Genomic DNA, 25,560 nt, shown 5'->3' with positions numbered 1-25,560 from the left:
ATCATTAAAAAATCCCATTCATTACTGAATGGGATTTTTTTATATCATATAAATAAGTAAATCTCAACTAAAAAACTGAAACTTCTTAAATTTTGAAGTTTATAAACTAACTAACTATGGGTGACTATTTTTATCTAAATAATCTGTTCCTGCAGCAATTTCTCTTTTCGTGCTATAGCCATCTCCATCATCATCAACGTCTAAGAAATTGGGAATACCGTCACCGTCAGTATCGTCAGGATTTACAATACCCGTAGCAAAACTTCTAACATAACCATCACCATTTAGATCTTCTAAATAAGAAGGAACACCGTCTCCATCTTGATCCAGTCTTTGCAATTCATATAGTTTAAAACTAAAAACCAAAGGGACATAAGCAGGAACAACTCCACTTCCTGAAGCATAATAAGCCAATCCTGACGGAACAAACATGATACCAGCTCCAAAATCTTTGTATGAAATAGTACCGTCCTCTTTAGTAGTATAACTCCCTGTTTTAAATTGTGGAAAAATCTCACTCCAACCTGTGATAGTACTAAATAGACTTATCATTTGTTGTGGGTATTTCACTTCCTCAAATGGTGTTGCTGTTAGTGTAGTTACATTTGATGCACTAATCTCTTCCAAATAATCTCCTTTATAAGACGACAAAACTCCGTCTACATTTGTAGGTGAACTTCCTGTTCCCGTTCTCAAAACTAAATAATATAAATTATAATTAACCTCATTTAAACTTACTGTTCTACTTTTTAGTTCATAATCCGTTTGATCCCAAATTGATTTTTGACTTCCACCATCCGGAATTTTAGTAAAAGTAACATCCTGATCATCAGAAAAACCAGGGTGATCCACTACAGTAATATAATATGTTTTTAAATATTGTTCAATAGTAGTATTATCGGTTGTATATTGTTCTGCATAATCTCTAAGTGGCTCAACTGCAGGGGTATCGTTCTTCGAACATGAAAATAAAGAGAATGTTGTAATTATTAAAATAAAATAATACTTAAATTTGTTCATTATTGTTGCTTTTTAAGTGCGCAAGATACAATATTGATTTATTTTTGTAAACAATTTAACTCCGATTTTAGAATTTTTATGAGAATAGACAAATATTTATGGTGTGTCCGATATTACAAGACAAGAAATATGGTAACAGAGGCTTGTAAAAAGAATCATGTCACTGTAAATGGTCATGTTGCTAAACCATCAAAAGAGGTTTTTCCGACTGATAAAATCACATTTAGAAAAGATCAAATCACCCAGATAATCACCGTTTTAGATATTCCAGAGAATCGCGTAGGAGCTAAATTAGTTGATATTTACAGAAGAAATGATACTCCAGCCGAAGTGTATCAACATTTAGAACTACTAAAATTATCGAAAGACCATTATAGAAAAAACGGTACTGGAAGACCAACCAAAAAAGACCGACGAGATATTGATGAATTTGGTAACGAAATCATATCCGAAGAAGAAGACACAGAATAACTTGAAATAGTAAACTTGAAACAAATCTAATAATGAGCAAAAACATCATCTTAACAAATCAAGAAATAGAGCATAAAATAAAAAGAATTGCCTATCAAATTTACGAGACTTTTGTAGATGAAAACGAGGTAGTTCTTGCCGGAATTGCCACTAATGGTTATGTTTTTGCAGAAAAAATAGCAAGTGAACTTAAAACCATTTCCACTTTAAATGTTTTACTATGCGAAGTTCATATTGACAAACAACATCCTGAATTACCAATACACACATCTATAACCAAAGAACAATATGCCAACAAAGGACTAATCCTAATTGACGACGTATTAAACTCAGGTACTACACTTATATATGCTGTAAGACATTTTCTAGATGTTCCATTGAAAAAATTCAAAACAGCTGTCCTAGTAGATCGCAATCACAAAAAATACCCAGTTAAAGCTGATTTTAAAGGAATTTCACTTTCTACCTCTCTATTAGAGCACGTTCAAGTTGTATTTGATGAAAACGATGACAGTTACGCTTATTTAAGCTAAAACAGCTAGAATATCATTTACCGTCTCATCTATCGTTTTAGCATCTACTGAAACGGTATATTGTGCTTGATTGTAATAAAAACTTCTTTCAAAAAGGTGCATGGCTATGAACTCCTTCATATCCTCATCATTTTTATTGGCAATAAGCGGTCTTTTACTCTTATTAACAGACAATCTATCAAACAAAGTTTGTATAGATGCTTTTAGGTAAATAGATTTTACGCCATTCCCTTTTAATAATTCATGATTATTTGCATAACAGGGAGTACCTCCGCCTAAACCAATAATAACTTCCTGATCAGAATTTAATAATTCAACGAAAGATTCATGTTCTAGCTTTCTAAAATAAATCTCCCCATACAATTCAAAAATAGTGTTTATGGACTTATTTGCTTTATCCTCGATATATTTATCTAAATCGACAAATGGAATTTGAATGTTTTTTGAAAGCATTTTGGCAATGGTAGACTTACCGCAACCCATATAGCCTAATAATATAATTTTTTTCATAGAATAAAACCTTATAAACTAAGGCGTTAAGATTAATTGTTAAAAAAAGACAAATTTATAATAAAATTGCTTGGAAAACTTCAAAAAAAGTCCTTATATTTGCACCCGCATTCAAGGAAAGAATATGACTCGATAGCTCAGTTGGTAGAGCACATCACTTTTAATGATGGGGTCCTGGGTTCGAGCCCCAGTCGGGTCACAATTGTAGTGATCAACACATAATTTCCTTGAAAGCTTTGACTCGATAGCTCAGTTGGTAGAGCACATCACTTTTAATGATGGGGTCCTGGGTTCGAGCCCCAGTCGGGTCACTAAAAGGTCGAGTAATTTATTACTTGACCTTTTTTATTTTTAGGCCACGTGGAGAAACGGTAGACTTGCCAGCTTGAGGGGCTGGTGCTCGCAAGGGCGTGTGGGTTCAAATCCCACCGTGGTCACTTTAAAAAAAGGTATAAGTAGTTGATCAACTACTTATACCTTTTTTTCGTTTACAAACTGATATATTGGTTAATCTAGGATCAATCCCAAAACCTGTGGAGCAACAAAAATTAAGCATAAATATTTGTTAGTCTAAAAAGGAAAAACTCAATGTTCCTAACACCTCTAAATTGAGATCTAAACGCTTTTATTTTGGCGTTGAAAGATTCAGCTGATGCATTTGTGCTTCGATAATCAAAATAGTTCAATATGTTTTGATAATGATTGATTATGGTTCGAGATATTGTATTGAAAGACTTAAACCCAGATTGACTTACCTTTTCATGCCATTTTGCAAGTCTAGCAAAACCGATTATTTTATCGGCTGTACTTTCAAAAATGTTGCGTAATCCTTGAGATAGATTGTAAGCCTCTTTGATATCAGGATATAATTCAAATAATAAATGGGCACGTTGTAATTGATTTTCAGACCATTTTGATTTATTCTTGTATAAGAAATAGCGACTTCTGGCTAGTAATTGTTTAAGTGTATCCCCGTTAGTCAACACTACAGATTCGAACTTTTTCTTGTTTTCCTTGGCTTTTTCTATAGCTTCATTTTCCTGATCTATTGCTTGCCAACGGTATTTGATTCTGATTTCTTGTAAGGCCTCTGTGGCCAATTTTTGAACGTGGAATCTATCGATGACACGAGTTGCATTAGGAAAACATTTCTTGGCAATTAACCCCATATTTCCTGCCATATCTAGGGTTATCTCTGTGACTAGATTTCGTTGTTTAAGAGGTATCTTTTCAATGATAGCGATTACTGTTTCAGCTTTAGTTCCAGCAACCATTGCAACGATGGTTCCTTTTCTACCTTTTGCTGCTTTATTAGTTAGAATTGTATAGAGCTCACCGTTGGATAGTGAGGTTTCGTCCAATGACAGTCTTTTTCCAATGTTTTCAGGAAAAATAAGCCATTCTTTTGCGTGTGGTTTTTGATTCCAGATTTTAAAATCACTTAAGAAATCTTTGTAATGATGTTGCAGATTCTTACCGCTTACACCGTAGAAAGAAGCAATAGCATTGCAATCATTAGGCTTGGAATCTATTGATTTCTTTTAAAAAAGACGCGAACTCCTGTGTTACCCGAGTTCCGTCTGCTACTAAATTCCAATCCCTAAATACAACTTGTCCACTATCTTCGTTAAGCCATCTTCTGCGGGTGATATGTAGATAAACTTGATGTCCACGGATTGGAAAATCTTGAACAGTTATCTCATCAAAGAATCCTTTTGAACTTAATTTGTTTTGACGATATTCTTTTGGAATCGAATTAATCTCTTTTAAATAAAGATGAAGAATTTCTTCCCCTTTTTTATATGAAGTAAGTTCAAAATAATCAACTATAATTTCTGGTAACAATAACTTGAGAAGTTCAACAAAAGAATCTTGCATTTGTATTAAATTTATAAATACAAATATCTTAATTTAATATTTCCCCACAACATTTAGACTTGATCCTTAATCTATATAATTAAAAACTCTTAGTTAGTTGAATTGATAAATAGATTGCCATTAAAATTCCAGACAAACCAGCTATTGCCACAAAAAAAGTTCCAATATACAAGAACAACGTATCGTATTTATTAATTCTATTTATTGACTTAGTTTTCATCTCTTCGCTTTAATCTAATCTATTTGCATTTATTATATTACAAAGTAAAACAATACCCCCATTATACACAATACCAACTTTTAGTGATATTTGAGTTATTTTTAATATCAAAAATATAATTCTACTATTCTATTTTTAAAGTAATGATAAAATCAAAAAAAACTGACATAAAAGAGTCTCATATATTAATTATAAAATCCAGAGTTATTACTTCCACTTTTTAGTAAGACCTAAATCTCTATTACAATTTGTTTTTTATCTATCATTATCCCCACTTTAACTCGCTTTTGATGAAATTATGGTTTCTGATAAATTATATTTTAACAGAATATTAAAAAATCCGCAAAATCGACGTACAAATAGCAAGCCTATTTTTACGAATTTTATCAAATCCAAGTATTAAATATTTTTTTTTAATACTTATTTACCTATAAAAGTGTTATGACACGGGTTATCTTCTCTAAATTATTTAGATGGATCTTTTATATACCGTAACATCATCTACCCACATCATAGTACTTGTAAATAAGTTTATTTTATTGGGATCAATAAAATTGGAATCGTTTGATTCTACATTCATATTTATAATGATATTATGTGGTCCAAGATTGTTCAAATTGAGCTTTGACACGCTGCTATTGGTGTATGTAAAAACCGTTACATTATCTAATTTTATAGTTACCGTTACCACATTATTTTTTACACTCCAAAAAGATAAGTATAAATGCCACCCATTATTACCATTTACATTAAATGCACTTGGATAACTTCTTTCTGCAGCGTTTCCTAATTGATTTGTCCCAGATGTTGTACCGTAAAAAAGATTAGAGGTAAAACGGGACGCATTAGGAGCAAAAGAATAACCCTCCATAGTGTCAATTTTTCCTTGAATTGGCCAAGCATTTTCTTGGGCACCCCAGAAAGCGGGCCAAGCTCCATAAGTATCTGTGAATGATTTATAATTAGCACCATCATATCTATTAATTTAATATTAGCAGATAGCATATATTCTGTATTATTTTCAGGTTTATACTGATATATGGACTTAATTAGACCCGATTGGTATTTACTTGCACTCAACTTTGTAGTCTTTATTTCTAAACAATCTCTACCATCCCTAGTTAGTATTGTAGGCACGGAACTTTTATAATCACAATAGTTAGAATTATAATCTGTACGTTGTGCTTTTGTCCATTGCGAGAGTGAAGAACCCATATTAAATGTTTCCTCAAATTGCTTTACCCATGGAGCACCAGCGACTTTACTTGTAGCACTACTTATACTGCAGTTACCTGTTGGTTTTCTTCGACAGATGTTACATTATCCGAGCAGGATTCTAATCCTAATAAGCAAGTTAGTGCAAAAGCAATCATACCTGATTTTTTCATAATTTTTAGTTTAATGGTTATTTTTTTAGTCGTAATAGAGCGTAATTTTGGTTTATACAGTTTGTTTACGGAAAAAGTTGTGCTCTTATAGCAGTGCTATTTCGAAAATTAAATTTCAGAAAATATTGCTTCACAATATTTAACTTTTTCTAAAACAGTAAAATTATTTTTGTGAAAATAGATTTATTTTAAAAATTAAAATAAAAGATTTGAAGCATTATATAAAACAAATGATGTGTGTAAATGACCGGTATTACATTTTCAATATAATAATGCAAATAGAATACAAGAATTGATATAAAATAAAAAAAAATAATTGCGATTAAAATAATTATCAAATATTCTAAAAACCAACTATCAATAATCATATTAATAAAATAAAAGGCTGCATTTATTAATCTTATAATAGAGAGTGCGATTTTAAACTTTCGTATTAAAAGCACATTCCTATCAACCTTAATACTTAAGTAATAAAATCTACTCAATTGAACCTAATTTTAAAAAAAAATTAAATTAGAAATAAAAAGCTTAAATTGGGGTCCGTAACACAAATTGTAAAGCAACATGATTACACTTCAAATTAATGGAGAAAAACATCAGATAGATGTAGATCCAGAAATGCCTTTATTATGGGCTATTAGAGACATTATTGGCCTGACTGGCACTAAATTTGGCTGTGGAATAGGTGCATGTGGCTCTTGCAAAGTATTAATTGACAATACTGCTACCTATTCGTGTTTGACACCTGTTTCTGCAGTTGCTGGAAAAGAGATTACAACAATTGAAGGTACTCAAGAAAATCTACAATTATTGCAAAAATCATGGTCGGAATATAATGTTCCACAATGTGGCTACTGTCAACCTGGCCAATTAATTACTGCTACTTCCCTACTTAACTCAAACGAAAATCCTACAGACAAAGATATCGATGACGCCATGAGTGGTAATATTTGTCGTTGTGGCACCTACCAGCGAATAAAAAAAGCCATTCACCATACTGTTGAACTTAAAAATAAAGCAAACCATGAGTGATATTCATAACATGAGCCGTAGAAGTTTTGTTAAAAACATTGGTTTGGCCTCGGGTGGATTAATTCTAGCTGGTAGTACTTACTTATATTTCGATAAAAAAAAGCCTGAAAACAAAATTGAATTTAATCCTAATTTATTCGTTCAATTGAATTCTGATGGAAGTTTGATTTTAATTGCTTCCCGATCTGAAATGGGGAATGGAGTAAGAACCTCTTTAACTTCAGTCATTGCTGACGAAATGGATGCCGACTGGAATAAAGTGACGGTTAAACAAGCTATGGGTGACATAAAATACGGGGATCAAAATACCGATGGTTCTAAAAGTATTCTTTACCTATATGACACCATGCGGAAAATGGGCGCTACGGTTAGAGCCATGTTAATTACTGCTGCAGCAAAAACATGGCAAGTGCCCGAAGAAGAGTGTACCGCCGAAAATCATTTTATAATTCACTCTAGTGGTAAAAAAATAGAATTTGGAGCTCTTGTTGAATTAGCAAAAACACTTAAAGTACCAACAAACATAGTTTTTAAAAATCCAAATGACTTTAAATACATTGGTAAACATTTAAAAAGTATTGACATCAATGAATATGTAAATGGAGCTGCTGTTTTTGGATTAGACAAACGTTTACCAAATATGAAATTTGTAGCTATCGCACGTTGTCCCGTTACATTTGGAACCGTTAAATCTTTTGATAAGACTGCCGCAATGAAAATTCGTGGAGTGGAAGCAATAATTGAAATTCCTCGCATTGAAAGACCTTTTGGTCCTCTTGGTGGTGTAGCTGTAATTGCTACGAATACTTGGGCTGCATTCAAAGGTAAAGCTGCATTGGAAATTGAATGGAATTACGGCGAAAACGAAACGTATGATTCGGATCAATACATGAGTCAAATTACCGACAATGTCCATAAATCAGGGAAAGTAGCTAAAGAAATAGGCAATGTAAACGAAGGCTTTAAAGGAGGGCATAAAACTATCGAAAGCACCTTTCAACTTCCTCATTTAGTACATACCCCAATGGAAGTACCAAATGCAGCTGCTTGGGTTCAAGGAGATACTTGCGAAGTTTGGGCGCCTACACAAGATCCTCAAACTGCCCGAAATGAAGTAGTAGATTATTTAAAAACAACTGTTGATAAAGTAACTTTAAATGTTACTTTTTTAGGGGGTGGTTTTGGAAGAAAATCAAAGCCGGATTATGTGGTAGAAGCTGTTATGGTATCAAAAATGATTAAAGCTCCTGTACAAGTAATTTGGACACGTGAAGACGATGTGAAGCATGGATATTATCATACTGTAAGTGCGCAATACATGAAGGCATCTATAGACAGTCAAGGTAATGTTACCAGCTGGCTACACCGATTTGCATTCCCTTCTATCATGTCGACCTTTGCGCCCGGAACTGATTTTCCAGCCGATTGGGAAATAGCCAGTGCAGCTAATATTCCTTATGCCATTAAAAACTTTAAGGTCGAAGTAGGTCAAGCACCTGCTCATGTTCGGATTGGATGGATGCGATCTGTAATTAATATTCCTCATGGTTTTTCGGTGAATGTATTTGCTGACGAATTGGCTTTTGCTGCCAATAAAGACCCATTAGAGTTTCGTTTGAATCTAATAGGCCCTGACCGAATCGAAGACACAAAAGATCCTCTAAAATACAACACAGCCCGACTTAAAAATGTTTTAAATGTGGTTGCAAAAAATGCCAATTGGGGAAAACCATTACCCGAAGGTCATGCTTACGGAATAGCGGTTCAATATAGTTTTTATAGCTATGTGGCCTCGGTAGTTGAAGTATCAATGGTAAATGATAAAGTAAAAGTGCATAACATTTATACTGCTATAGATTGCGGAACGGTAATAAACAAAGATACCGTAAAAGCACAAATGGAAGGTGCCGCTATTTTTGGAATGTCATTAGCCTTTTATGGGAAAATTACTGCTAAAAATGGGGTGATTGAGCAAAATAGTTTTACTGATTACAAAATGATTCGAATGAATGAAATTCCAAATGTTCATGTTGAAATTGTGGAGAGTACCGAAAACCCAACAGGCGTAGGAGAACCCGGAGTACCCGTAATTGCTCCCGCTATCATAAATGCTATCTTTAAACTTACTGGTAAAAGGTACCATAATTTACCTTTGAGCGATTATGATATTGTATAATATCATTTTTACCTGCTTAATCTATTATGCACTCCAACCAATAATTATTTTTAATGAATAACTGGATTGAATTACTACAAGAATATAAAATAAAAAAAATACCTGTTGCACTAGTTACCGTAACTAAAGTTTTAGGCTCTGCTCCTTGCAAAGTAGCTTCTAAAATGATTGTAACCTATCAAAAAAAGATTCACGGAACCATAGGTGGCGGTAAATTAGAATTTCAAATTATTGAAGAGGCAGTTAATGCAATTCATGAAAATCAAACAAAAGAATTCTCCTATACACTGGGGCCTGAATTTGAGCAATGCTGTGGTGGCAAAGTAGAACTAATTATTGAACCTATGAATCAATCCCCTGAATTGTTTCTGTTTGGAGCCGGACATATTGGCATTGCTTTATGTGAAGTTCTAAAAGATACTCCTTTTAATATCACTCTTTTTGATACACGAGAGAATTGGAAAAACACTATTGAAATAGATAAATCAATTTTATTTAGTAGTGTTGCATTCGATCACTACAAACAAACGATCAATTGGGGAGACAATTGCTACGTAGTTATCATGACACACGATCACAAATTGGATTTTGAAATTACCGCATTAGCCGTTCACTCCAAAACAAAATACATCGGATTGATAGGCAGTAAAACCAAGAAAAATAAATTTAATAATTTATTGATTAACGAATTGGGTTTTACAGCTGGAATCAAAGCAGTTCATTGTCCAGTTGGACTAGATTTAGGCGGAACCAACCCCAAAGAAATAGCAATCAGTGTGGCATCTGAATTACTAAAAGTGTATTATGGCAAATAATACCGTTTTTATTTTGCTTGCTGGGGGCAAATCAGAAAGAATGGGTATTGCTAAAGGTTTATTAGATTATAATAATACGTATTGGATTTTAGAGCAATTAGATCGGATTTCGAAAACACAAATCACAGAAGTCTACATTGGTTTGGGATTCCATTACCAAGACTATTTCAACGCTATTCCATGGCTAGTTGAGACACAAACTCATTTTATGTATTTCAAAGAAATGAAAGTGAGAGTCGTTATTAATGCAAATCCAGAACGAGGTTCTTTTTCAACACTACAAACTGTATTACAAAAAATAAAAACCAATCAAGCTGTTCTTATCAGTCCCATTGATATTCCAATTTCCAATGCAACGGTACTGAATGCAATAATTGAAATTAAAAATACCATTGTTCTACCCAATTTTAAAGGCAAAAATGGTCATCCTATTAAACTATCTAACGCCTTTTGGAAATCTTTAACGCCATTAGATCCAAAAGAAGAAAATACAAGATTAGACTTCCAAATAAAAAAAGTGAATCTGGACGAAATTACTGAAGTAGAAGTTAATGATTCGTCAATCCTGAAAAATTTAAATACTCAAAATGATTGGACTGACTATTTGAACTCCAAATAAAAATCAAGCAAAAAAAGCCCCGATAAAATATATCGAGGCCTATAAATTTTAATACAATTAATTACTTTATTAATTGTTGCAAAGGTTTCAATTGCTCCATGTCAATATTGGACTTTTTCAGCACTTGCATCATTGTTATTATATTTGTTGGATTCATATCTTTTCCAATTACCCTAACAACTGCAAAACCAGCATCTTTTTTATTGGCATAAAAAACAAATTCTTCAATATGATCATCAGCCCCTACATAGCTTACTGATGCACCTTCTTTACCAGAACCAAATCTCATCAACTGTTGGTACTTTTTATCTTTCAAAATAGCATCCACTTTAGCACGTTGAACATCAAACTGATTTTTATTTTTATCTGTTAATTTAAATGCTAAAATATTCATCTTATCAAAAGATTTCAAAGCGGATGATTCAGCTATCGACAACTTCGTTTTGTCAACATTTAAAATATTTGGAGAAACATCCATTACAAGGAAATCTTTATTCTCTGTGTTTTCTACAAAATATTTTTGTAGGGTGGGTTCTGAATTGCAGCTTACCAACAACAGGCATAAAAAACAAAAGATATAAACTGTTTTCATATTACTTTCTTCCTTTAGTTGCTTTCTTCAGGTCATCGCCACCAGGTATTCTCATTTTATCCGTTAAAACTGAAATTTCATTCAAGTCAAAATTACCTGTCAAAGACATTAACACCGTTTCATTTGTTTTACTTCCTCCTTCAATGAACATTAACAACTCTTTTATTTGACTGTCTGACGCACCTGATTTTACTAATATCTTTATATTTTTACCACTGTCATTTACACGCATTAATTCTTCTAATCCAGCTGTTTTTATATATTTATCGGCTGCTGATTTCATATCAGCTGTTGCTCTTGAACTACTTGTAGTGAAAACTTTTAAGTTGTCTAATTTTTTGATTAAATTCATGTATTGTTGCGTTTCCTTATCAGATGCATCAACTTTTACTTTACTCATCAAGTCAAACATTTTTTTGTTGACAATAATTGAAGTCACATCATCTTGTCCATCAAATTTATCAAAAGCCGATTGGGCAAAAAACGGAGTTGCTATTAATGCAATTACTAGTGTGATTATAAATTTTTTCATTTTTTTAGTATTTGTTATTGTTTAAAAATTAATTGTTTTGAATCCTCGTATTCTTGAATGTAGTTAACACTTACTATGCCAGTATTTACATGAGTTGATAACATTGCCAATGCTTTCTGTGTTTCCTTTAAAGCAACCTCTGGATTAGTATAGGTCCCTAGGTCTTGATTAGCAACTTTATTATCAAAATACATATACGTACTAACACCTAACATAATAACAACTGAAGCTGCAATAGATAACCACGCTACTTTACGTTTTTTAGATTGTAGTGGTATTTCAGGTGCAAACTTTTGAGTTGCCGCAATTGAAAAATAATCAAATAAAGGCTTGTATTGCTCTAAATGCTGCGCAACATTTGGAGAAGAAAAATAATTTTGCAACTCTTTTTCATCCATACTACTTGTTTCCCCTTCGAAATATTTTTCTAAAAGTATTTCAATTTTATTCCATTCCATAATTATTAATTTTTGTCATGCATTCTCTTATCGTTTTTCTTCCTCTTGAAAGCGCTACACGAATAGCCGTTTCATTCATTTGCATAATTTTTGCAATCTCTTCAAATTCATATTGTTCAATATCTCTCATTTGAATTATTAGCCGTTGTTGTTCTGGCAATTGGTTAATAATTTTTCCAACCCAATCAAGACTATCATCATCTTCTATTTTCTTTTCTAAACTTGGAGTAGTATCAGCATAATTATCATGAACAATTTTAATATTATTAACCCTCTTAGATTTTAACTGATCCAAACAATGGTTTTTTGTTATTGTCATTGCAAATGCTTCTACACTATTAAAACCATTCAGACTTTCGCTTTTATGCCATAGTTTTACAAGTACTTCTTGGGTAGCGTCTTCTGCTTCTTCCGTGCTAATAAGTAGACGCTTTGCCAATCGAAAGAGTTTGTCTTTGAAAGGAGAAGTCAGTTCCAAAAATTGCACTTGATTCATATGTTACTACTTATTTTTTCTATTTTACGATTTGCAATTCGCTTGGCATACAATTTAAATCAATTGCCCTTATAATATCAAGACGAAACAGTTTAATTTTTGTTACAAAAAAACAAACAATTAAAACTAAAGATAGTATTTTTACGTTCATATACATATTAAACCCCAAATATGAGAACAACATTCAAGTTTACACTTTTATTATTTTTAGCTGCTTTAACCTTCCAGAGTTGTCAAGATCAAGATGACACAGCAGCACCAATAAATTTAGAGGTTCAAGATTTTATCTGGAAAGGATTGAATCAATACTATTTATGGCAAGCAGATGTGCCTAACTTAGCCGATGATCGTTTTGCTTCTCAAGATCAACTTAATGTATTTTTGAGAGGATATCTTGTTCCAGAAGAATTATTTGATGCGCTAAGAGTGGATAAAAGTATTGATCGCTTTAGCTGGATTGTAAGTGATTATTTAGAATTAGAGCAGGCCCTTGGAGGAATCTCAAAAAATCATGGAGCAGAATTTGGACTTGTATACAAACCGGGAAGTACTACTGAAATATTTGGTTATGTTCGTTACATTCTTCCAAATTCTGATGCAGCGACAAAAAACATTCAAAGAGGGAGTATCTTTTACGGTGTTAATGGAACCCAACTTACTATAAGCAATTATCAAACTTTATTGGGAGCTGATAGCTATACTTTAAATTTAGCCGACTACAATGGAGGTGCTATTACATCAAATGGAAAATCAGTGGACCTAGTTAAAACAACGGTAGCCGAAAATCCAATATTAATAAACAAAGTAATTACAAATGGTGCACATAAAATAGGTTACCTGATGTACAATGGTTTTTATGCTGAATATGATACTCAATTGAATGCAGCATTTGAATCTTTAAAATCACAAGGTATTACTGACTTAGTATTAGATTTACGTTACAATGGTGGAGGTTCTGTACTTACTGCTACCCGCTTAGCCAGTATGATTACAGGACAATATACAGGACAAATTTTCGCAAAACAACAGTGGAACTCAAAGATAAACGACTATTTTGCCTCTAATAATCCAGAAGCCCTAAACAATAACTTTACAGACCAAATTGGGACAACACCTATCAACAGTTTAAATTTATCAAAAATTTACATCCTAACTACCAAAAGCACTGCGTCAGCAAGTGAATTAGTAATCAATGGCTTAAAACCCTATATGGATGTAGTACAAATAGGCGATATTACTACAGGGAAAAATGTTGGGTCGGTTACATTATATGACTCCCCTACTTTTGGAAAAGACAATAGGAATCCTAACCATCGTTATGCGATGCAACCAATAGTATTGAAGATAATCAATGCTGCTGGTTTTGGAGATTATTATAATGGCCTTACTCCTACTTACCAATTAAAAGAAAATTTAGGAAACTTAGACGTTCTTGGAAATAGTTCAGAACCTTTATTGAGTACGGCAATAGGAAAAATTACAGGAACAGGAAAAATGCTAAAACAAAACCCTGAACAAGATTTTAATTATTTTAAAGACACAAAATCGATTGACGGGTTACAAAACCAAATGTATATAGAGAAAGCACCAGAAGGGCTTTTAAAAGCATTGAAATAATTAACAGTAGAATATAATAAATTAGAATTCAATACGTTATATATAACCAACCTAATGTAAAAACTATGCTAGTTATGAAAAAACTTATTAAATCATTTTTAATTTTGATAGCTTTTACTTCTTTTGCTTTTATAAGCCCCAAAAATAAAGTACTAAAACAGATTAATGTAGTTATTGATGCTGGACATGGTGGAGAAGATTTTGGAATCACCCAAGATGATTTATCTGAAAAACAAATTGTAGAACAAGTGATTACAAAAATCAAGGCATTCAGTAAAAATAAAAATATCGTTTTTCATTTTACTCGATCGACAGATAAATTTATTCCATTACAAGATAGAACTGATTTTATAAATACAATCAAACCCGATTTGGTTTTATCAATACATGTGAACGCAAGTAAAAACAATACTACTTCAGGTATGGAATTTTATGTTTCAAAAGAATCTACTAATTATGAAAAGTCAAATACAATAGCCGAAAATTTTCAAACTAAGTTTTTAAATTCAAATTTTAAAGTTGCTGAAATAAAGAATGCGAATTTTTTTATTTTGAAAAACTCAGAGGTTCCAGCAGTTATAATGGAATTGGGATATTTAACTAATGAAATTGACAAAAAAAATCTTTCTAATAATAACGAACAAAATCAAATTGCAAAAAAAATAATAGAATGTATTGCTGAATTAAAATAATACCATTTTCAAAAGCAAAAATCCCACTCCAAGAATTAACTTGAATGTGGGATTTTTTTAACAATCTTGACTATTATATTAAAACAAAATATTCAAACCTACCTTAATATTTCTACCTTTTGTACTAAAACCTCTTGTCTCAACAAAATCTTTATCAAGGATATTATCAACAGCTCCAAAAATATTCATTCTATTTTTAATAAGATCATAACGAACATTAGCATTAACTAATTGATAGTCTTTTAAAATTTCTGAATTCAATACAGCGTTATACGATGGGGCTGGATAAGTAGTGTATTCTGTGTAGCGATCCGAAACAAATTGATAAGCAGCACTAAATGCTAAACGTGGTGTGGCCTGAACATCAATTCCAGCATTCACTTTATGTTTAGGATTTAAAATACGCGATTGTCGCTCTAATTCTGTAAAAGTATAGTTTACATTAAAACTTACTTTATCGTTCGGAGCATATACCACCATTGTTTCCACCCCTTTTGCCTTATTTAAACCATTTACGTTAAAATATTTGTAGGTCATTAAATCAAAACCAATAGCATCTGTCTCTTCTCTTGCAAAAGCAACTGACGTTAAAGTTACTTTTTTACCGAACAGACTCGCTTCAAAACCTACCTCAGCAGTAGCATCTTTCTCAGGTGACAAATTCAAATCTCCGTAAGGTGAATACAATTGATATAAACTTGGAGTTACAAATGCAGTACTATAAGAAGCTAAGATTTTCAATGGAAGGCTTTGCAATTTATAGGAAGGATTCACATTAAAAACCAAATTATTACCATACTTGCTATGAATATTCAAACGTGCTCCAGCATTTAAATTAAATCCAAACTCTGAATTATATACAGCAGTTAAATAAGGATCAATCATATTGAATTTTGCTAAACTACTTTCGATAGCATCATAATCACTTTTATTTGACATTTCATGGAATTGAAATTGAGCACCAGTAACGATAAACAATTGTGACGCAACATTGTATTTATTAAACACATCCGCATTTATACTTCTTGATTTGTAATACGAAAAGCTTCCGTAATTAAAAATCGATCTGTCAATCGAACTTGCACTTGAGTTCATCACAAATTCTCCTTTTTCATATTTGTACTTTGGAGAAAACCCAACTCTGTATTGTTCTGAGGCTGAAAAATTCATTTTATTATCCACAAATGATCCCGAATCAAAATCACTTTTCACTTTGTCATAATTAGCAAAAAAGTCCAAACTCAACTTTTTAGTTGGAGTAAATCCTAATTTCACTAACGAATTTATTCTTGAAAATTTATCTTTTTCAAAATCAACACCTTCATTTTCTGGCTTAGCTTCTGATATTCCTGTAGATTCAGTACTATTCAAGGAAGCAAAATAATTGACTTTATCGGTACGTCCGTTCAACGAAAAACCTTGATTATACTCCTGAGGTTTGTAATTCGTTTTATTAGCAACGGTTTGTGTACCCATATTCATATACACATTCCCAGCAATTTCTTTATTAGTTGCTTTTTTCAAAGTAATATTAATTACTCCCGTAGCTGCTCCAGAACCATATAAAGTACTTGCAGCCCCTTTCATAATTTCAATACTCTCCACTTGTTCTACAGGAAGCAAACGTAAATCATAGGATAAATTAATCCCCGACGCATCCGTGACTGGTACACCATCAATCAGGATTAAAACTTGATGTCCTCTTCCTCCGCGAATGTAAAGACCTAAATCCTTACCGTTACGGCTTTGGTTTCCATTAATTTCTACTCCAGCAACAGTACTTAAAACAGCGGCTAGAGATTGCCCTTGTTTTTTCTTTAAATCTTCAGCTGTAATCTTAACGATTACTTTTCCAGATTTTTCTTTTGGCAAAGCAAATTTTGAATCAGAAATTACAACCTCATCTAATTGATTTGACTTTTGTTCTTGTGCAAAACAATTCATTGCAAACAACAATGCAATCGCACTTATGCGAACGATTTTTTTGTTCATTTTAAAAATGTAAAATTTAATAAATTGGGGAGAAAAGCATAGAATGACCCATACCCAAACCTTTTTTCCCGAAAGTTTGATACTCGATGTAGTAGGCAGGTCTCCTGGCTTGCGTCTTGATGTTTACCTTCTCATTCGCCGTGGCGAACAATGGTTTTGTAGATAACAACAAGCTTTTTAGCTTACAGTTGCGGGTACAGCCCAAGATTACTCATTTAGAATTTTAGATTAAAATTCCAAAAAATTTACTTGATTCCCTTTTAATGTGCTTTGCAATAAAACAAACGCACAACCTCAATACGGCGGCAAAGATAAAACTAAATTCAGCTTTAAAACTAATTTGTAGAAACTATTGAGCATTTTTTTAAACAAAAGATACCAATTACTCACTAAACACTAATAAACAACTAGTTACAATTCTATTTTAACAACTGCACCAAAATTGACTTTATTATTAAATGCATCTTTTAGTGGTACATTAGTTACTTTACACAGGATACTTCTAATAACTCCTGCGTGTGCCACAATCACAATTGGTCTTTTAACGGTGCTTTTAAGTTCGTTTTCTAAAAAATCATTCACTCTATTATACAAATCAACAAAGGATTCTCCGTTAGGAACACTGACATTGACAAAGTCATTCATCCATGGTGCAAAATCATCAGGAGGAATCACATCCCACTTTTTCATTTCCCAATCCCCAAAATTCATTTCCATTAAACGAGCATCTGTAATTATTGAAGCCGAAAGATAATTAGCTAGTGTAGTACAACGAACTAAAGGACTGGAATACACAACAGCATCTTTTGGAATTTGGTTTTTTATTGAATCAAATAATTCCAAATACGGTTCCAAAATCTGAACATCCGATTGCCCATAACAAATTCCTTTTTCACAAACCGTCTCGGTGTGGCGTACTAAATAAACTTCCATAAAATAATTACTGATAAATAAAATACTACTTCACAAATTTGTTGGGTTGCGCCTAAACAATCACCTGTATAGCCATCAATCCATTTTTGGAAATAACGCGCCAAAAAAAATCGCGTCAGAAAAACTGGTACTAAAACCAAAAGGAATTGCCACTGAAAACAAGCCAAAATTACAAGTGGCAATAACCCAAAAAAGAATGCACCTACTACTTCTCTCCATGTATAATTTTGTGCAATAGGTTTGCTTTTACTGCTTGCGTCCTCTCTTGAATATTCATGAGTAAAAACAATCGAAATAGCTGCCAAACGACTGACAGCATGAGCCGAAACAAACAGTAAAAAAACAACTATTTGCGTATGAATATTTAATAAATCGATTGTAGAAACTATATGGGATAAAGCCTGAAATTTTAATAAAAACAATAAAACTACTCCTATCGCTCCATAAGCACCAATTGCACTGTCTTTCATGATTAAGAGAATTTTTTCTTTGGTCCATCCACCGCCAAAACCATCACAAACATCAGCAAAGCCATCTTCATGAAAAGCCCCCGTAACTAGAATAGAAGCAATCATAGAAACAATAACAGCTATTTCAAGACTTATTAAATAGCTAAACAAACTAAAAACACCAAATGCTATAACACCTACTATCCAGCCGATAACTGGAAAATAGCGAGAGGCTTTGTTTAAATAATCCGGGTTATGATCTATGTTTTTAGGACATGGAATCCGAGTATAAAACATTAAAGCCGTAAAAAATATATGTAATTCTTTTTTCATTTTATTAAGATTCTTTTTTTATCAAAGATGCATTGTAATGCATCGTAACATCGTATTTATGAGCCGCTAATCCCAGCACTTTCAAAACTAGCCATTTCATTTAAAAATGCCACAGCCGACTCAATAATAGGAAATGCAACCGCACAACCTGTCCCTTCGCCTAAACGCAATCCCAATTGTAAAACAGATTCAACTCCCAAATAATCCAGTAACTTTACATGTGCTTGTTCAGCTGAGCAATGGCAAAAAACAGCGTTCTTTATAATAACAGGATTTTTTTGATGAGCAATCAAAAAAGCCACACTACAAATAAATCCATCAACAAGAATTAGCATGTTATTTTCATATGCCGCTTGTATTCCCGCAGCCATTTGCATGATTTCAAATCCGCCAAAATACGCTAACTTTTCCTCTAAATCTTCTGAAGCCGAATAATTATCAACAGCGGTTTTAAGGATTTTTTGTTTCTGAATCAATTTTTCATCACTCACTCCTGTTCCTAATCCTACGCAATCTTCCAAAGGAATTTTAGTAATTAAACTCATCAAAACGGAAGCTGTCGAAGTATTTCCAATACCCATTTCACCAAAACCGATACAATTACTACCAGTTTTTGCAATAGCATCTACAACCGTGGCACCTTTAGAAAAACACAAATTCAATTCGGTTCTACTCATTGCAGGTCCAGTAGAATACGACTGAGTCCCCTTGCCTACTTTTGCTGAAATCAACTTGACATTAGGAGGAAAATCATAATTCACTCCAGCATCTACAATCGATAATTTAATATTATTTTGTTTGCAAAAAACATTTATTGCCGCTCCTCCTTCTAGAAAATTAGTTACCATTTGGCGTGTAACATCTTGTGGATATGAACTCACTCCATGTGTCGCAATTCCATGATCAGCAGCAAAAACTACAATATTGGGTTGAATTAGTTTGGGCTCTAATGTTTGGAAAACCTCACCTATTTGTTGGGCAAGTTTTTCAAGAATCCCTAATGAACCCGTGGGCTTCGTTTTAGCATCAATTTTAATTTTTAAAACTGCTGAAATATCATCTTTAGCATCTATTTTACCTTTTTTTTCCGTTGGTGTAATTTTACTCTTAGAATGCATCATCTTGATTTCTTCTATAAAAGGAACTTCTGATTTTTGTTTCCAGTTCAATTGTTGTAACATCGGTTGTTGGTCATAATTAGTTGCGGGTTTGCCTACACAGAAGTAACCTAATGCTTCAATATGTTCTGGTAATCCTAGTAATTGTTTGAACTGATAATAATTTAAAATCGAAATCCAACCCATTGAAAATCCCTGCTCTGTCAAAGACAACCATATATTTTGAGCAGCACAAACAGCACTAAATTTAATTGCTTCATTGCTTCCTACGGTTCCAATAGTGAAATTATTCAAAACTGAACGATCATAGCAAATCACGAGTCCTAGCGGGGCTTCTTCAATTGCTTCTAGTTTTAAAGCTTTATAATCTTCCTTTTGTTGTTTGCTATCGGTTTGATTTGCAGCTTTATTATTATAATCCAAAAACAATTCTTTAACCGCTTTCTTAATTTCGTCCGCCTTAACCAGATAATATTTAGTAGCATCGGTCAGACCTACGGAAGGAGCCCAATGTCCGGCCTGCAACGCTTTTTGAATTACAGCATCAGGAACTTCATCATTTGTAAAATGACGCGTGTCGCGACGGGATTTTAAAATTTTATCTAAATTGGTCATTCTAGTTTTATTTAAACTGATTTATTGATTCAATTTCTAATCGAAATCTTCCCAAACAATAAAACAATAGTCATTATACGTTTTGATCGAATAATTTGGTAGGCTTATCCTTTCACAAAAAAGAGGGCAATTTAAAACCAAAGTATGAAACTCGCCGTTTTCACCACAAGGATCTATTCCTTTTTCTTTTAGTTCAACTGCTAATTCCTTAGTCAGTATCTTACCCAGATAGCTTTCTCCCATGATCGTATTACAGGAAACAATCATAGTCTCGATGCCATTATCAATCATTTCGTTTACTAATATAATTCGGTCTTGTTGCCACAAAGGCAAAATACATTTCAGAGAGGCGGCTCCACATACTTTATCTTCCCAGTCTTTATGGGCTTGCAAATCGATATCGCCAAAAACGGCGGCATCCAAATCATATTTTGCTTTAAGCGATTTTAAAGTACTAATAAACTTTGCCTCATAATCCCCCCAAGTAGCAGGAACGCCTTCTAATGGTAGCTGCATTTTTTGAGCTTGTTGATTCAATATAGACAATGGCAATCCATGAGAACGGGATATTTTTCCATTTTCGTTCATCATATTCAACAACACTTTTGGAACTAAACCTTGATCAACTCCCTGCATCATTGCATAGCAACTGTCTTTTCCGCCACTCCATGACGTTAAAAACTTCATTACTGGCCTTTTATTATTACAGGAATTCCTGAAATCATTAAAACAACTTTCTCTGCTCTTTTTGCAATATGTTGATTCATCCAACCTTGCAATTCGGTGAATTTTCGTCCAATGTGAGTTTCAGCATGGATGCCCATTCCTATTTCATTAGTCACAATAATAATGGTTGTGTTTTCTTGATTTACGATAGCATCAAACTCTGCTTTCGCTTGTTCTAAACTCAATGCTACATCATTTTTAGTATCTACAAAAAAATTTGTCAACCATAGCGTAACACAATCTACGATCGCAACATTTCCGGAGAAATCAATTTCACTCAAGTGCTTCTCTTTTTCGATGTTAATCCATCGTTCGTCGCGGTCTTTTTGATGGCGATCGATTCTCTTTTGAAAATCATCATCCCATTTTCTTGCTGTTGCAACATACATGGGCTTCGCAGATAATTCTTTTGCTAAATTTTCAGCATAACTACTTTTGCCAGAGCGTTCTCCTCCTGTAATTAAATATATCATCTTTAATTATTAGTTATAAATTGTTAATTATTAAATAGATTTCAACCTATAAATTAGGCCTTAATTTGTTTTTTTTGGGTTTAAATTATATGGACAATGACGACAACCATTCGAACAACAACTTCCTCTTTTTAAATGAAAAAATGCTTTAAAAACATAATTCCCATTCTCTAAATAATAATCAATACCTTCAATCAAATTATTAGACTTAGGCAGCGAGGTCACTTTATTATGGAGAACAGTTTCCTGAGTCAATGTCTTTACATACTCCTCAATTTTATCTGAACAAGATTCTTTAAAACATTTTGGACAAAGACAATCAATTGCTTTTGTAGGAACAAATATCGGCGGAAAATCATTACACCAACATCTAGTTCCTTCTAATGTATCTCCACAACCAAAGTTAGTTCCACAACTTGAACACTGTTTCGCTTTTATTACATTCATGCTGTAAAGATAGTATTTGTTGATTTTTTTTGGCTAAAAAATAAACAAGATTTTTTTGTAATTTCTTTTACCTTTGCTTAAATCATAAAATAGCATCATGAAACTTTCTTCCTATAAAATTCTTTTAGTAGTGGTTCTTCTCTCCTTCATTAGTTGTAAAAAAGCAGATAAATCAGAAAGTAAATCCATTTTAAACGCAAAAAACGAAATTGAATATGCAAATAGCTTAGCCATATACAAGTACGAAGGCTTTTCTATAGTGAAGGTAATCAACCCATGGCCCAATGCTGAAAAAGATTTTACTTATATCTTAAAAGAGAAAAACAGCGCCATCCCAGATAGTTTGAAAAAATACAATACCATCCAGGTACCTCTACAGTCGATTGTGGTAACTTCTACTACGATTGTCCCCTATTTAGAAATGCTAGGAGTGGAAAATCGATTGGCTGGATTCCCACATACAGACTACATTTCTTCTAAAAAAACCAGAAAATTAATTGATAATGGAACCGTTAAAAATGTAGGGCAAAACGAAAAATTAAATATAGAGCAATTGATAGAAATGAACCCAGAGCTTATAGTGACTTTTGGTATTGACAACAATAATCCAATGATTGATAATCTTGCAAAAAGTGGCTTAAAAGTATGTATTCAGGCAGATTGGATGGAGCAATCTCCTCTTGGAAAAGCAGAATGGATAAAACTGTACGGCGCTCTTTTTGGAAAAGAGAAAGAAGCCAAAACTCAATTTGACGCTATTATTAAAAATTACAAAGAAGCGTTGGATTTGGTTTCCACCAAAAAACCAACAGCAACAGTATTATACGGTTCCATGTACCAAGATCAATGGTATGTGGCCAAAGCCAATAGTTGGGTTGCACAATTTTTAAAAGATTCAAAAGTCAATTACCTTTGGTCAGACACCGAAGGAACGGGTAGTATTGGATTATCATTCGAAAAAGTATTAGAAAAAGCTAAAACAGCTCAGTATTGGATTGCTACAGGCCCTTATAAAACAGTAGCTGAATTAGAAAAAATCAATCCACATTACAGTCAATTTGATGCCTTTAAAACCAAACAAGTATATACTTTTGAGGGTAAAATAGGCGCTACTGGCGGAACGATATACTATGAATCAGCCCCTAGCCGACCTGATTTAGTCCTAAAAGATTACATCAAAATTTTCCATGCTGATTTACTTCCAAATTATACTTTTACCTTTGCACAAAAACTAAACTAAACCCTCTCCATAAGACAGCATACAAAACGGATTTCCGATTCGTTTTTAAAAACTGATCCATTATCAAAAACACAATACAAATAAAAAAAATACTAATTGAATAATCAAAAACGAAATATCATTTTATTCTCTTTACTGGCTATAGGATTGGTCGTTTTGTTTTTTATAAACATCAGTTTTGGCTCGATAACAATTCCGTTCAAGGAAGTTTACAACAGCTTAACGGGAGGACAAGCAAGTAAATCCACTTGGGAATATATTATTATTAATTACCGCTTACCCAAAGCTATCACTGCTGTTTTAGTTGGAATGGGACTTTCTATCAGCGGATTGCTGATGCAAACTTTATTTAGAAATCCGCTTGCGGGACCTTATGTTTTAGGGCTGAGCTCAGGTGCAAGTTTAGGCGTTGCTTTTGTGATTTTAGGAGCTGCGTTTATGCCCTCATTTATCAGTACTATTCTATTGTCCTCTTACGGAATCGTTCTTGCGTCAACTATGGGAAGTTCTATCGTTTTATTAGCTGTTCTCCTAGTTTCTCATCGCTTGCGTGATACGATGGCCATTCTAATTGTAGGTTTGATGTTTGGTAGTTTTACCAGTGCCATCGTAGGAACACTTACGTATTTCAGCACGGCAGAACAATTACAAAAATTTACTTTTTGGTCTATGGGAACACTCGGTAATTTATCCTGGACCTCTATAACTATTTTATCGATTTCAGTTTTCATAGGATTACTATTAAGTCTATTTAGTATCAAACCCTTAAATGCATTATTACTTGGGGAAAACTACGCAAGAAGTTTGGGACTTAATTTCAAGAAAATGCGACTTACTATAATTCTTGCCACTAGTATTCTCGCGGGAAGTATCACGGCTTATGCAGGGCCAATTGCCTTTATAGGTTTAGCAGTTCCTCATATTGCAAAACTTATATTCCAAACTAGTAATCATTCGGTTTTATATTGGAGTACACTTCTTCTTGGCGCGGAAATCATGCTTGTATGTGATCTAGTTTCACAAATGCCAGGTTTTGATATAACTTTACCTATAAATGCGATTACGTCACTACTTGGTGCACCTATTGTAATTTGGTTACTAGTACGTAAGAGGAAAATGATGGGGTGATTGAACATAAAAGCGACTTTATTTTTTATCTTATTTAGAAAATTTAGGCAATACTGTACCTTAACTCCTTGACGGTTTTATATAAAAAGTTTAAAAGTTTAAAAAATAAACTCGAAAAAATTGATGAATAAAAACATCCTATCCACATCAAACCTAAGCATTGGTTACAAAACCAAAAGCGCAGTTACGACCATTGCTAAAAACCTCAACCTGAATTTACAGCAAGGGAAACTTATAGCATTAATTGGTGCTAATGGAATAGGGAAGTCAACTTTATTGCGCACTATTAATGGAATTCAAAAACCATTGGAAGGGGCTGTCTATTTGAATGATAAAAAAGTAACTGATTATGAACCATTAGAACTAGCCCAAAATCTAAGTATTGTTTTAACCGAAAAATTACCGCCTAGTAATTTGACGGTTTTCGAATTGGTCGCTTTGGGACGTCAACCGTATACCAATTGGATCGGAACTTTATCCGATGAAGATGTTGCTAAAATTAATGAAGCCCTTGAACTGACCAAAATCAGTCATTTGGCCTCCAAAAAGCATTACGAAATAAGTGACGGGCAATTGCAAAAAGTGTTGATAGCACGTGCATTGGCGCAAGATACTCCTTTAATTATTCTTGATGAGCCTACCACCCATCTCGATTTACTGCACAAAGTAGCACTCTTCAAATTGCTAAAAAAACTAACAAAGGAAACAAATAAATGTATTTTATTTTCGACACATGATATCGATATGGCGATTCAACTGAGTGATGAAATGATTATTATGACGGCAGAAACAGTCATCCAAGACGAACCGTGCAATTTGATTTCAAAAGGGAGTTTTAATACAATCTTTAAAGACGAACACATTACATTCGATTCCTCAAAAGGGAAATTTGTTATTGTATAATCACTATTTCGCACTAACAGTTATTAATTCCATAATGGACAACAGAATTATCACAAAACATACCCAAAAAGCAAAGTGTATCAATTTTACACTTTATTGTTTTGTAAATTAGTATACCTCATTCTTATTTCCCAAAATTCAACTTATCTACACT

General features: G+C 33.1%; 28 protein-coding genes, 3 tRNA genes and 1 riboswitch. Of the genes, 14 read left to right on the top strand and 17 right to left on the bottom strand.

Going from position 1 to position 25,560, the window contains the following annotated elements; translation table 11 throughout:
* Positions 1 to 114: 114 nt before the first annotated feature.
* Positions 115 to 1,020, bottom strand: coding sequence for an FKBP-type peptidylprolyl isomerase (locus tag AB3G36_RS08255; RefSeq protein WP_367757777.1), 906 nt, complete (start codon positions 1,018 to 1,020; stop codon positions 115 to 117).
* 78 nt (positions 1,021 to 1,098) lie between these two features.
* On the opposite strand from AB3G36_RS08255, the gene AB3G36_RS08250 reads away from it, so the two are divergent.
* Together AB3G36_RS08250 and AB3G36_RS08245 are read left to right on the top strand one after the other, a co-directional pair.
* Positions 1,099 to 1,491, top strand: coding sequence for an RNA-binding S4 domain-containing protein (locus AB3G36_RS08250; RefSeq protein WP_367757775.1), 393 nt, complete (start codon positions 1,099 to 1,101; stop codon positions 1,489 to 1,491).
* A gap of 32 nt (positions 1,492 to 1,523) precedes the next feature.
* Complete coding sequence (locus tag AB3G36_RS08245) at positions 1,524 to 2,024, top strand: phosphoribosyltransferase family protein (RefSeq protein WP_367757773.1); 501 nt, start codon at positions 1,524 to 1,526, stop codon at positions 2,022 to 2,024.
* On the opposite strand, the gene AB3G36_RS08240 is transcribed toward AB3G36_RS08245, so the two are convergent.
* Complete coding sequence (locus AB3G36_RS08240; RefSeq protein WP_367757771.1) at positions 2,016 to 2,534, bottom strand: shikimate kinase; 519 nt, start codon at positions 2,532 to 2,534, stop codon at positions 2,016 to 2,018. The genes AB3G36_RS08245 and AB3G36_RS08240 overlap by 9 nt on opposite strands.
* Positions 2,535 to 2,660: 126 nt before the next feature.
* On the opposite strand from AB3G36_RS08240, the gene AB3G36_RS08235 reads away from it, so the two are divergent.
* The 3 genes from AB3G36_RS08235 to AB3G36_RS08225 all read left to right on the top strand — a co-directional run bounded on the left by AB3G36_RS08235 (position 2,661) and on the right by AB3G36_RS08225 (position 2,971).
* Positions 2,661 to 2,733 (top strand) — tRNA-Lys (locus AB3G36_RS08235).
* A gap of 39 nt (positions 2,734 to 2,772) precedes the next feature.
* A tRNA-Lys gene (locus AB3G36_RS08230) sits at positions 2,773 to 2,845 on the top strand.
* A gap of 43 nt (positions 2,846 to 2,888) precedes the next feature.
* Positions 2,889 to 2,971 (top strand) — tRNA-Leu (locus AB3G36_RS08225).
* 111 nt (positions 2,972 to 3,082) lie between these two features.
* On the opposite strand, the gene AB3G36_RS08220 is transcribed toward AB3G36_RS08225, so the two are convergent.
* The 4 genes from AB3G36_RS08220 to AB3G36_RS08205 all read right to left on the bottom strand — a co-directional run bounded on the left by AB3G36_RS08220 (position 3,083) and on the right by AB3G36_RS08205 (position 5,503).
* Positions 3,083 to 4,036, bottom strand: a complete 954-nt coding sequence (locus tag AB3G36_RS08220; RefSeq protein WP_367757913.1) for a transposase — start codon at positions 4,034 to 4,036, stop codon at positions 3,083 to 3,085.
* A gap of 13 nt (positions 4,037 to 4,049) precedes the next feature.
* Positions 4,050 to 4,412: a transposase gene (locus AB3G36_RS08215; RefSeq protein WP_367753414.1), complete on the bottom strand. Its 363-nt coding sequence runs from the start codon at positions 4,410 to 4,412 to the stop codon at positions 4,050 to 4,052.
* 79 nt (positions 4,413 to 4,491) lie between these two features.
* Positions 4,492 to 4,632, bottom strand: a complete 141-nt coding sequence (locus AB3G36_RS08210; protein WP_367757770.1) for a hypothetical protein — start codon at positions 4,630 to 4,632, stop codon at positions 4,492 to 4,494.
* Between the two features lie 469 nt (positions 4,633 to 5,101).
* Complete coding sequence (locus AB3G36_RS08205; protein WP_367757768.1) at positions 5,102 to 5,503, bottom strand: hypothetical protein; 402 nt, start codon at positions 5,501 to 5,503, stop codon at positions 5,102 to 5,104.
* A gap of 1,081 nt (positions 5,504 to 6,584) precedes the next feature.
* On the opposite strand from AB3G36_RS08205, the gene AB3G36_RS08200 reads away from it, so the two are divergent.
* The 4 genes from AB3G36_RS08200 to AB3G36_RS08185 are packed head-to-tail and all read left to right on the top strand — an operon-like array spanning position 6,585 to position 10,662.
* A complete protein-coding gene (locus AB3G36_RS08200) occupies positions 6,585 to 7,052 on the top strand; it encodes a (2Fe-2S)-binding protein (RefSeq protein ID WP_367757766.1) in 468 nt (155 codons plus the stop codon).
* Positions 7,045 to 9,228: a molybdopterin cofactor-binding domain-containing protein gene (locus AB3G36_RS08195; protein ID WP_367757764.1), complete on the top strand. Its 2,184-nt coding sequence runs from the start codon at positions 7,045 to 7,047 to the stop codon at positions 9,226 to 9,228. Before AB3G36_RS08200 ends, AB3G36_RS08195 begins: the two co-directional genes overlap by 8 nt.
* A gap of 53 nt (positions 9,229 to 9,281) precedes the next feature.
* Positions 9,282 to 10,043 (top strand): xanthine dehydrogenase accessory protein XdhC, encoded by a 762-nt coding sequence (gene xdhC / locus AB3G36_RS08190; RefSeq protein WP_367757762.1) that lies wholly within the window; start codon positions 9,282 to 9,284, stop codon positions 10,041 to 10,043.
* Positions 10,033 to 10,662 carry an NTP transferase domain-containing protein gene (locus AB3G36_RS08185; protein ID WP_367757760.1) on the top strand — a complete coding sequence of 210 codons (630 nt, stop codon included), beginning with the start codon at positions 10,033 to 10,035 and terminating at the stop codon, positions 10,660 to 10,662. Before xdhC ends, AB3G36_RS08185 begins: the two co-directional genes overlap by 11 nt.
* 61 nt (positions 10,663 to 10,723) lie before the next feature.
* Here AB3G36_RS08185 and AB3G36_RS08180 read toward each other — a convergent pair whose 3' ends face one another.
* From AB3G36_RS08180 to AB3G36_RS08165, 4 genes are read right to left on the bottom strand one after another with little or no spacing between them, the layout of a single operon-like run.
* A complete protein-coding gene (locus tag AB3G36_RS08180) occupies positions 10,724 to 11,254 on the bottom strand; it encodes a DUF4252 domain-containing protein (RefSeq protein WP_367757758.1) in 531 nt (176 codons plus the stop codon).
* Between the two features lies 1 nt (position 11,255).
* Positions 11,256 to 11,786, bottom strand: a complete 531-nt coding sequence (locus AB3G36_RS08175; RefSeq protein ID WP_367757756.1) for a DUF4252 domain-containing protein — start codon at positions 11,784 to 11,786, stop codon at positions 11,256 to 11,258.
* Positions 11,787 to 11,800: 14 nt separating this feature from the next.
* Positions 11,801 to 12,244, bottom strand: coding sequence for a hypothetical protein (locus AB3G36_RS08170; protein ID WP_367757754.1), 444 nt, complete (start codon positions 12,242 to 12,244; stop codon positions 11,801 to 11,803).
* Positions 12,231 to 12,740 carry an RNA polymerase sigma factor gene (locus tag AB3G36_RS08165; protein ID WP_367757752.1) on the bottom strand — a complete coding sequence of 170 codons (510 nt, stop codon included), beginning with the start codon at positions 12,738 to 12,740 and terminating at the stop codon, positions 12,231 to 12,233. The genes AB3G36_RS08170 and AB3G36_RS08165 overlap by 14 nt, the downstream gene beginning before the upstream one ends.
* 171 nt (positions 12,741 to 12,911) lie before the next feature.
* Between AB3G36_RS08165 and AB3G36_RS08160 the strand changes: the two genes are divergently transcribed.
* Positions 12,912 to 14,357 (top strand): S41 family peptidase, encoded by a 1,446-nt coding sequence (locus AB3G36_RS08160; protein ID WP_367757750.1) that lies wholly within the window; start codon positions 12,912 to 12,914, stop codon positions 14,355 to 14,357.
* Positions 14,358 to 14,431: 74 nt separating this feature from the next.
* Positions 14,432 to 15,049: an N-acetylmuramoyl-L-alanine amidase gene (locus AB3G36_RS08155; RefSeq protein WP_367757749.1), complete on the top strand. Its 618-nt coding sequence runs from the start codon at positions 14,432 to 14,434 to the stop codon at positions 15,047 to 15,049.
* Positions 15,050 to 15,127: 78 nt separating this feature from the next.
* Here the strand turns inward: AB3G36_RS08155 and AB3G36_RS08150 are convergent, their stop codons facing one another.
* From AB3G36_RS08150 to AB3G36_RS08120, 7 genes are all read right to left on the bottom strand, one after another.
* Entirely contained in the window at positions 15,128 to 17,041 is a 1,914-nt protein-coding gene (locus tag AB3G36_RS08150) for a TonB-dependent receptor plug domain-containing protein (protein WP_367757747.1), read from the bottom strand.
* A 76-nt stretch (positions 17,042 to 17,117) separates the two neighbouring features.
* Positions 17,118 to 17,346, bottom strand: a riboswitch (cobalamin riboswitch).
* A gap of 106 nt (positions 17,347 to 17,452) precedes the next feature.
* Entirely contained in the window at positions 17,453 to 17,974 is a 522-nt protein-coding gene (gene cobC / locus AB3G36_RS08145; protein WP_367757745.1) for an alpha-ribazole phosphatase, read from the bottom strand.
* On the bottom strand, positions 17,959 to 18,756 hold the full coding sequence (locus AB3G36_RS08140) for an adenosylcobinamide-GDP ribazoletransferase (protein ID WP_367757743.1): 798 nt from the start codon (positions 18,754 to 18,756) through the stop codon (positions 17,959 to 17,961). Before AB3G36_RS08140 ends, cobC begins: the two co-directional genes overlap by 16 nt.
* Before the next feature lie 56 nt (positions 18,757 to 18,812).
* A complete protein-coding gene (cobT, locus tag AB3G36_RS08135) occupies positions 18,813 to 20,489 on the bottom strand; it encodes a nicotinate-nucleotide--dimethylbenzimidazole phosphoribosyltransferase (protein WP_367757741.1) in 1,677 nt (558 codons plus the stop codon).
* 36 nt (positions 20,490 to 20,525) lie between these two features.
* Entirely contained in the window at positions 20,526 to 21,176 is a 651-nt protein-coding gene (locus AB3G36_RS08130) for a diphthine--ammonia ligase (RefSeq protein WP_367757739.1), read from the bottom strand.
* Entirely contained in the window at positions 21,176 to 21,688 is a 513-nt protein-coding gene (gene cobU, locus AB3G36_RS08125) for a bifunctional adenosylcobinamide kinase/adenosylcobinamide-phosphate guanylyltransferase (RefSeq protein ID WP_367757737.1), read from the bottom strand. The genes AB3G36_RS08130 and cobU overlap by 1 nt, the downstream gene beginning before the upstream one ends.
* Before the next feature lie 60 nt (positions 21,689 to 21,748).
* The gene (locus tag AB3G36_RS08120; protein WP_367757735.1) at positions 21,749 to 22,135 is read right to left on the bottom strand and encodes a DUF5522 domain-containing protein; all 387 of its coding nucleotides are present in this window, start codon (positions 22,133 to 22,135) and stop codon (positions 21,749 to 21,751) included.
* Positions 22,136 to 22,232: 97 nt separating this feature from the next.
* On the opposite strand from AB3G36_RS08120, the gene AB3G36_RS08115 reads away from it, so the two are divergent.
* The 3 genes from AB3G36_RS08115 to AB3G36_RS08105 all read left to right on the top strand — a co-directional run bounded on the left by AB3G36_RS08115 (position 22,233) and on the right by AB3G36_RS08105 (position 25,406).
* A complete protein-coding gene (locus AB3G36_RS08115) occupies positions 22,233 to 23,375 on the top strand; it encodes an ABC transporter substrate-binding protein (protein ID WP_367757733.1) in 1,143 nt (380 codons plus the stop codon).
* A gap of 96 nt (positions 23,376 to 23,471) precedes the next feature.
* On the top strand, positions 23,472 to 24,503 hold the full coding sequence (locus AB3G36_RS08110) for an iron chelate uptake ABC transporter family permease subunit (protein ID WP_367757731.1): 1,032 nt from the start codon (positions 23,472 to 23,474) through the stop codon (positions 24,501 to 24,503).
* A gap of 123 nt (positions 24,504 to 24,626) precedes the next feature.
* Positions 24,627 to 25,406, top strand: coding sequence for an ABC transporter ATP-binding protein (locus AB3G36_RS08105; protein WP_367757729.1), 780 nt, complete (start codon positions 24,627 to 24,629; stop codon positions 25,404 to 25,406).
* The last annotated feature ends 154 nt before the right edge of the window (positions 25,407 to 25,560 follow it).

The sequence above is a fragment of the Flavobacterium sp. WC2430 genome (genome assembly GCF_040822075.1).
GTDB lineage: Bacteria > Bacteroidota > Bacteroidia > Flavobacteriales > Flavobacteriaceae > Flavobacterium.
Note: the sequence above shows the minus strand (reverse complement) of the source record. Positions and strands in the feature narration are given on the sequence as shown.

What these genes read in the sequence shown, in the direction of transcription:
- AB3G36_RS08255 (WP_367757777.1), bottom strand. Translation starts at nt 1,020, where the DNA reads ATGAACAAATTTAAGTATTATTTTATTTTAATAATTACAACATTCTCT.
- AB3G36_RS08250 (WP_367757775.1), top strand. Translation starts at nt 1,099, where the DNA reads ATGAGAATAGACAAATATTTATGGTGTGTCCGATATTACAAGACAAGA.
- AB3G36_RS08245 (WP_367757773.1), top strand. Translation starts at nt 1,524, where the DNA reads ATGAGCAAAAACATCATCTTAACAAATCAAGAAATAGAGCATAAAATA.
- AB3G36_RS08240 (WP_367757771.1), bottom strand. Translation starts at nt 2,534, where the DNA reads ATGAAAAAAATTATATTATTAGGCTATATGGGTTGCGGTAAGTCTACC.
- AB3G36_RS08215 (WP_367753414.1), bottom strand. Translation starts at nt 4,412, where the DNA reads ATGCAAGATTCTTTTGTTGAACTTCTCAAGTTATTGTTACCAGAAATT.
- AB3G36_RS08210 (WP_367757770.1), bottom strand. Translation starts at nt 4,632, where the DNA reads ATGAAAACTAAGTCAATAAATAGAATTAATAAATACGATACGTTGTTC.
- AB3G36_RS08205 (WP_367757768.1), bottom strand. Translation starts at nt 5,503, where the DNA reads ATGGAGGGTTATTCTTTTGCTCCTAATGCGTCCCGTTTTACCTCTAAT.
- AB3G36_RS08200 (WP_367757766.1), top strand. Translation starts at nt 6,585, where the DNA reads ATGATTACACTTCAAATTAATGGAGAAAAACATCAGATAGATGTAGAT.
- AB3G36_RS08195 (WP_367757764.1), top strand. Translation starts at nt 7,045, where the DNA reads ATGAGTGATATTCATAACATGAGCCGTAGAAGTTTTGTTAAAAACATT.
- xdhC (WP_367757762.1), top strand. Translation starts at nt 9,282, where the DNA reads ATGAATAACTGGATTGAATTACTACAAGAATATAAAATAAAAAAAATA.
- AB3G36_RS08185 (WP_367757760.1), top strand. Translation starts at nt 10,033, where the DNA reads ATGGCAAATAATACCGTTTTTATTTTGCTTGCTGGGGGCAAATCAGAA.
- AB3G36_RS08180 (WP_367757758.1), bottom strand. Translation starts at nt 11,254, where the DNA reads ATGAAAACAGTTTATATCTTTTGTTTTTTATGCCTGTTGTTGGTAAGC.
- AB3G36_RS08175 (WP_367757756.1), bottom strand. Translation starts at nt 11,786, where the DNA reads ATGAAAAAATTTATAATCACACTAGTAATTGCATTAATAGCAACTCCG.
- AB3G36_RS08170 (WP_367757754.1), bottom strand. Translation starts at nt 12,244, where the DNA reads ATGGAATGGAATAAAATTGAAATACTTTTAGAAAAATATTTCGAAGGG.
- AB3G36_RS08165 (WP_367757752.1), bottom strand. Translation starts at nt 12,740, where the DNA reads ATGAATCAAGTGCAATTTTTGGAACTGACTTCTCCTTTCAAAGACAAA.
- AB3G36_RS08160 (WP_367757750.1), top strand. Translation starts at nt 12,912, where the DNA reads ATGAGAACAACATTCAAGTTTACACTTTTATTATTTTTAGCTGCTTTA.
- AB3G36_RS08155 (WP_367757749.1), top strand. Translation starts at nt 14,432, where the DNA reads ATGAAAAAACTTATTAAATCATTTTTAATTTTGATAGCTTTTACTTCT.
- AB3G36_RS08150 (WP_367757747.1), bottom strand. Translation starts at nt 17,041, where the DNA reads ATGAACAAAAAAATCGTTCGCATAAGTGCGATTGCATTGTTGTTTGCA.
- cobC (WP_367757745.1), bottom strand. Translation starts at nt 17,974, where the DNA reads ATGGAAGTTTATTTAGTACGCCACACCGAGACGGTTTGTGAAAAAGGA.
- AB3G36_RS08140 (WP_367757743.1), bottom strand. Translation starts at nt 18,756, where the DNA reads ATGAAAAAAGAATTACATATATTTTTTACGGCTTTAATGTTTTATACT.
- cobT (WP_367757741.1), bottom strand. Translation starts at nt 20,489, where the DNA reads ATGACCAATTTAGATAAAATTTTAAAATCCCGTCGCGACACGCGTCAT.
- AB3G36_RS08130 (WP_367757739.1), bottom strand. Translation starts at nt 21,176, where the DNA reads ATGAAGTTTTTAACGTCATGGAGTGGCGGAAAAGACAGTTGCTATGCA.
- cobU (WP_367757737.1), bottom strand. Translation starts at nt 21,688, where the DNA reads ATGATATATTTAATTACAGGAGGAGAACGCTCTGGCAAAAGTAGTTAT.
- AB3G36_RS08120 (WP_367757735.1), bottom strand. Translation starts at nt 22,135, where the DNA reads ATGAATGTAATAAAAGCGAAACAGTGTTCAAGTTGTGGAACTAACTTT.
- AB3G36_RS08115 (WP_367757733.1), top strand. Translation starts at nt 22,233, where the DNA reads ATGAAACTTTCTTCCTATAAAATTCTTTTAGTAGTGGTTCTTCTCTCC.
- AB3G36_RS08105 (WP_367757729.1), top strand. Translation starts at nt 24,627, where the DNA reads ATGAATAAAAACATCCTATCCACATCAAACCTAAGCATTGGTTACAAA.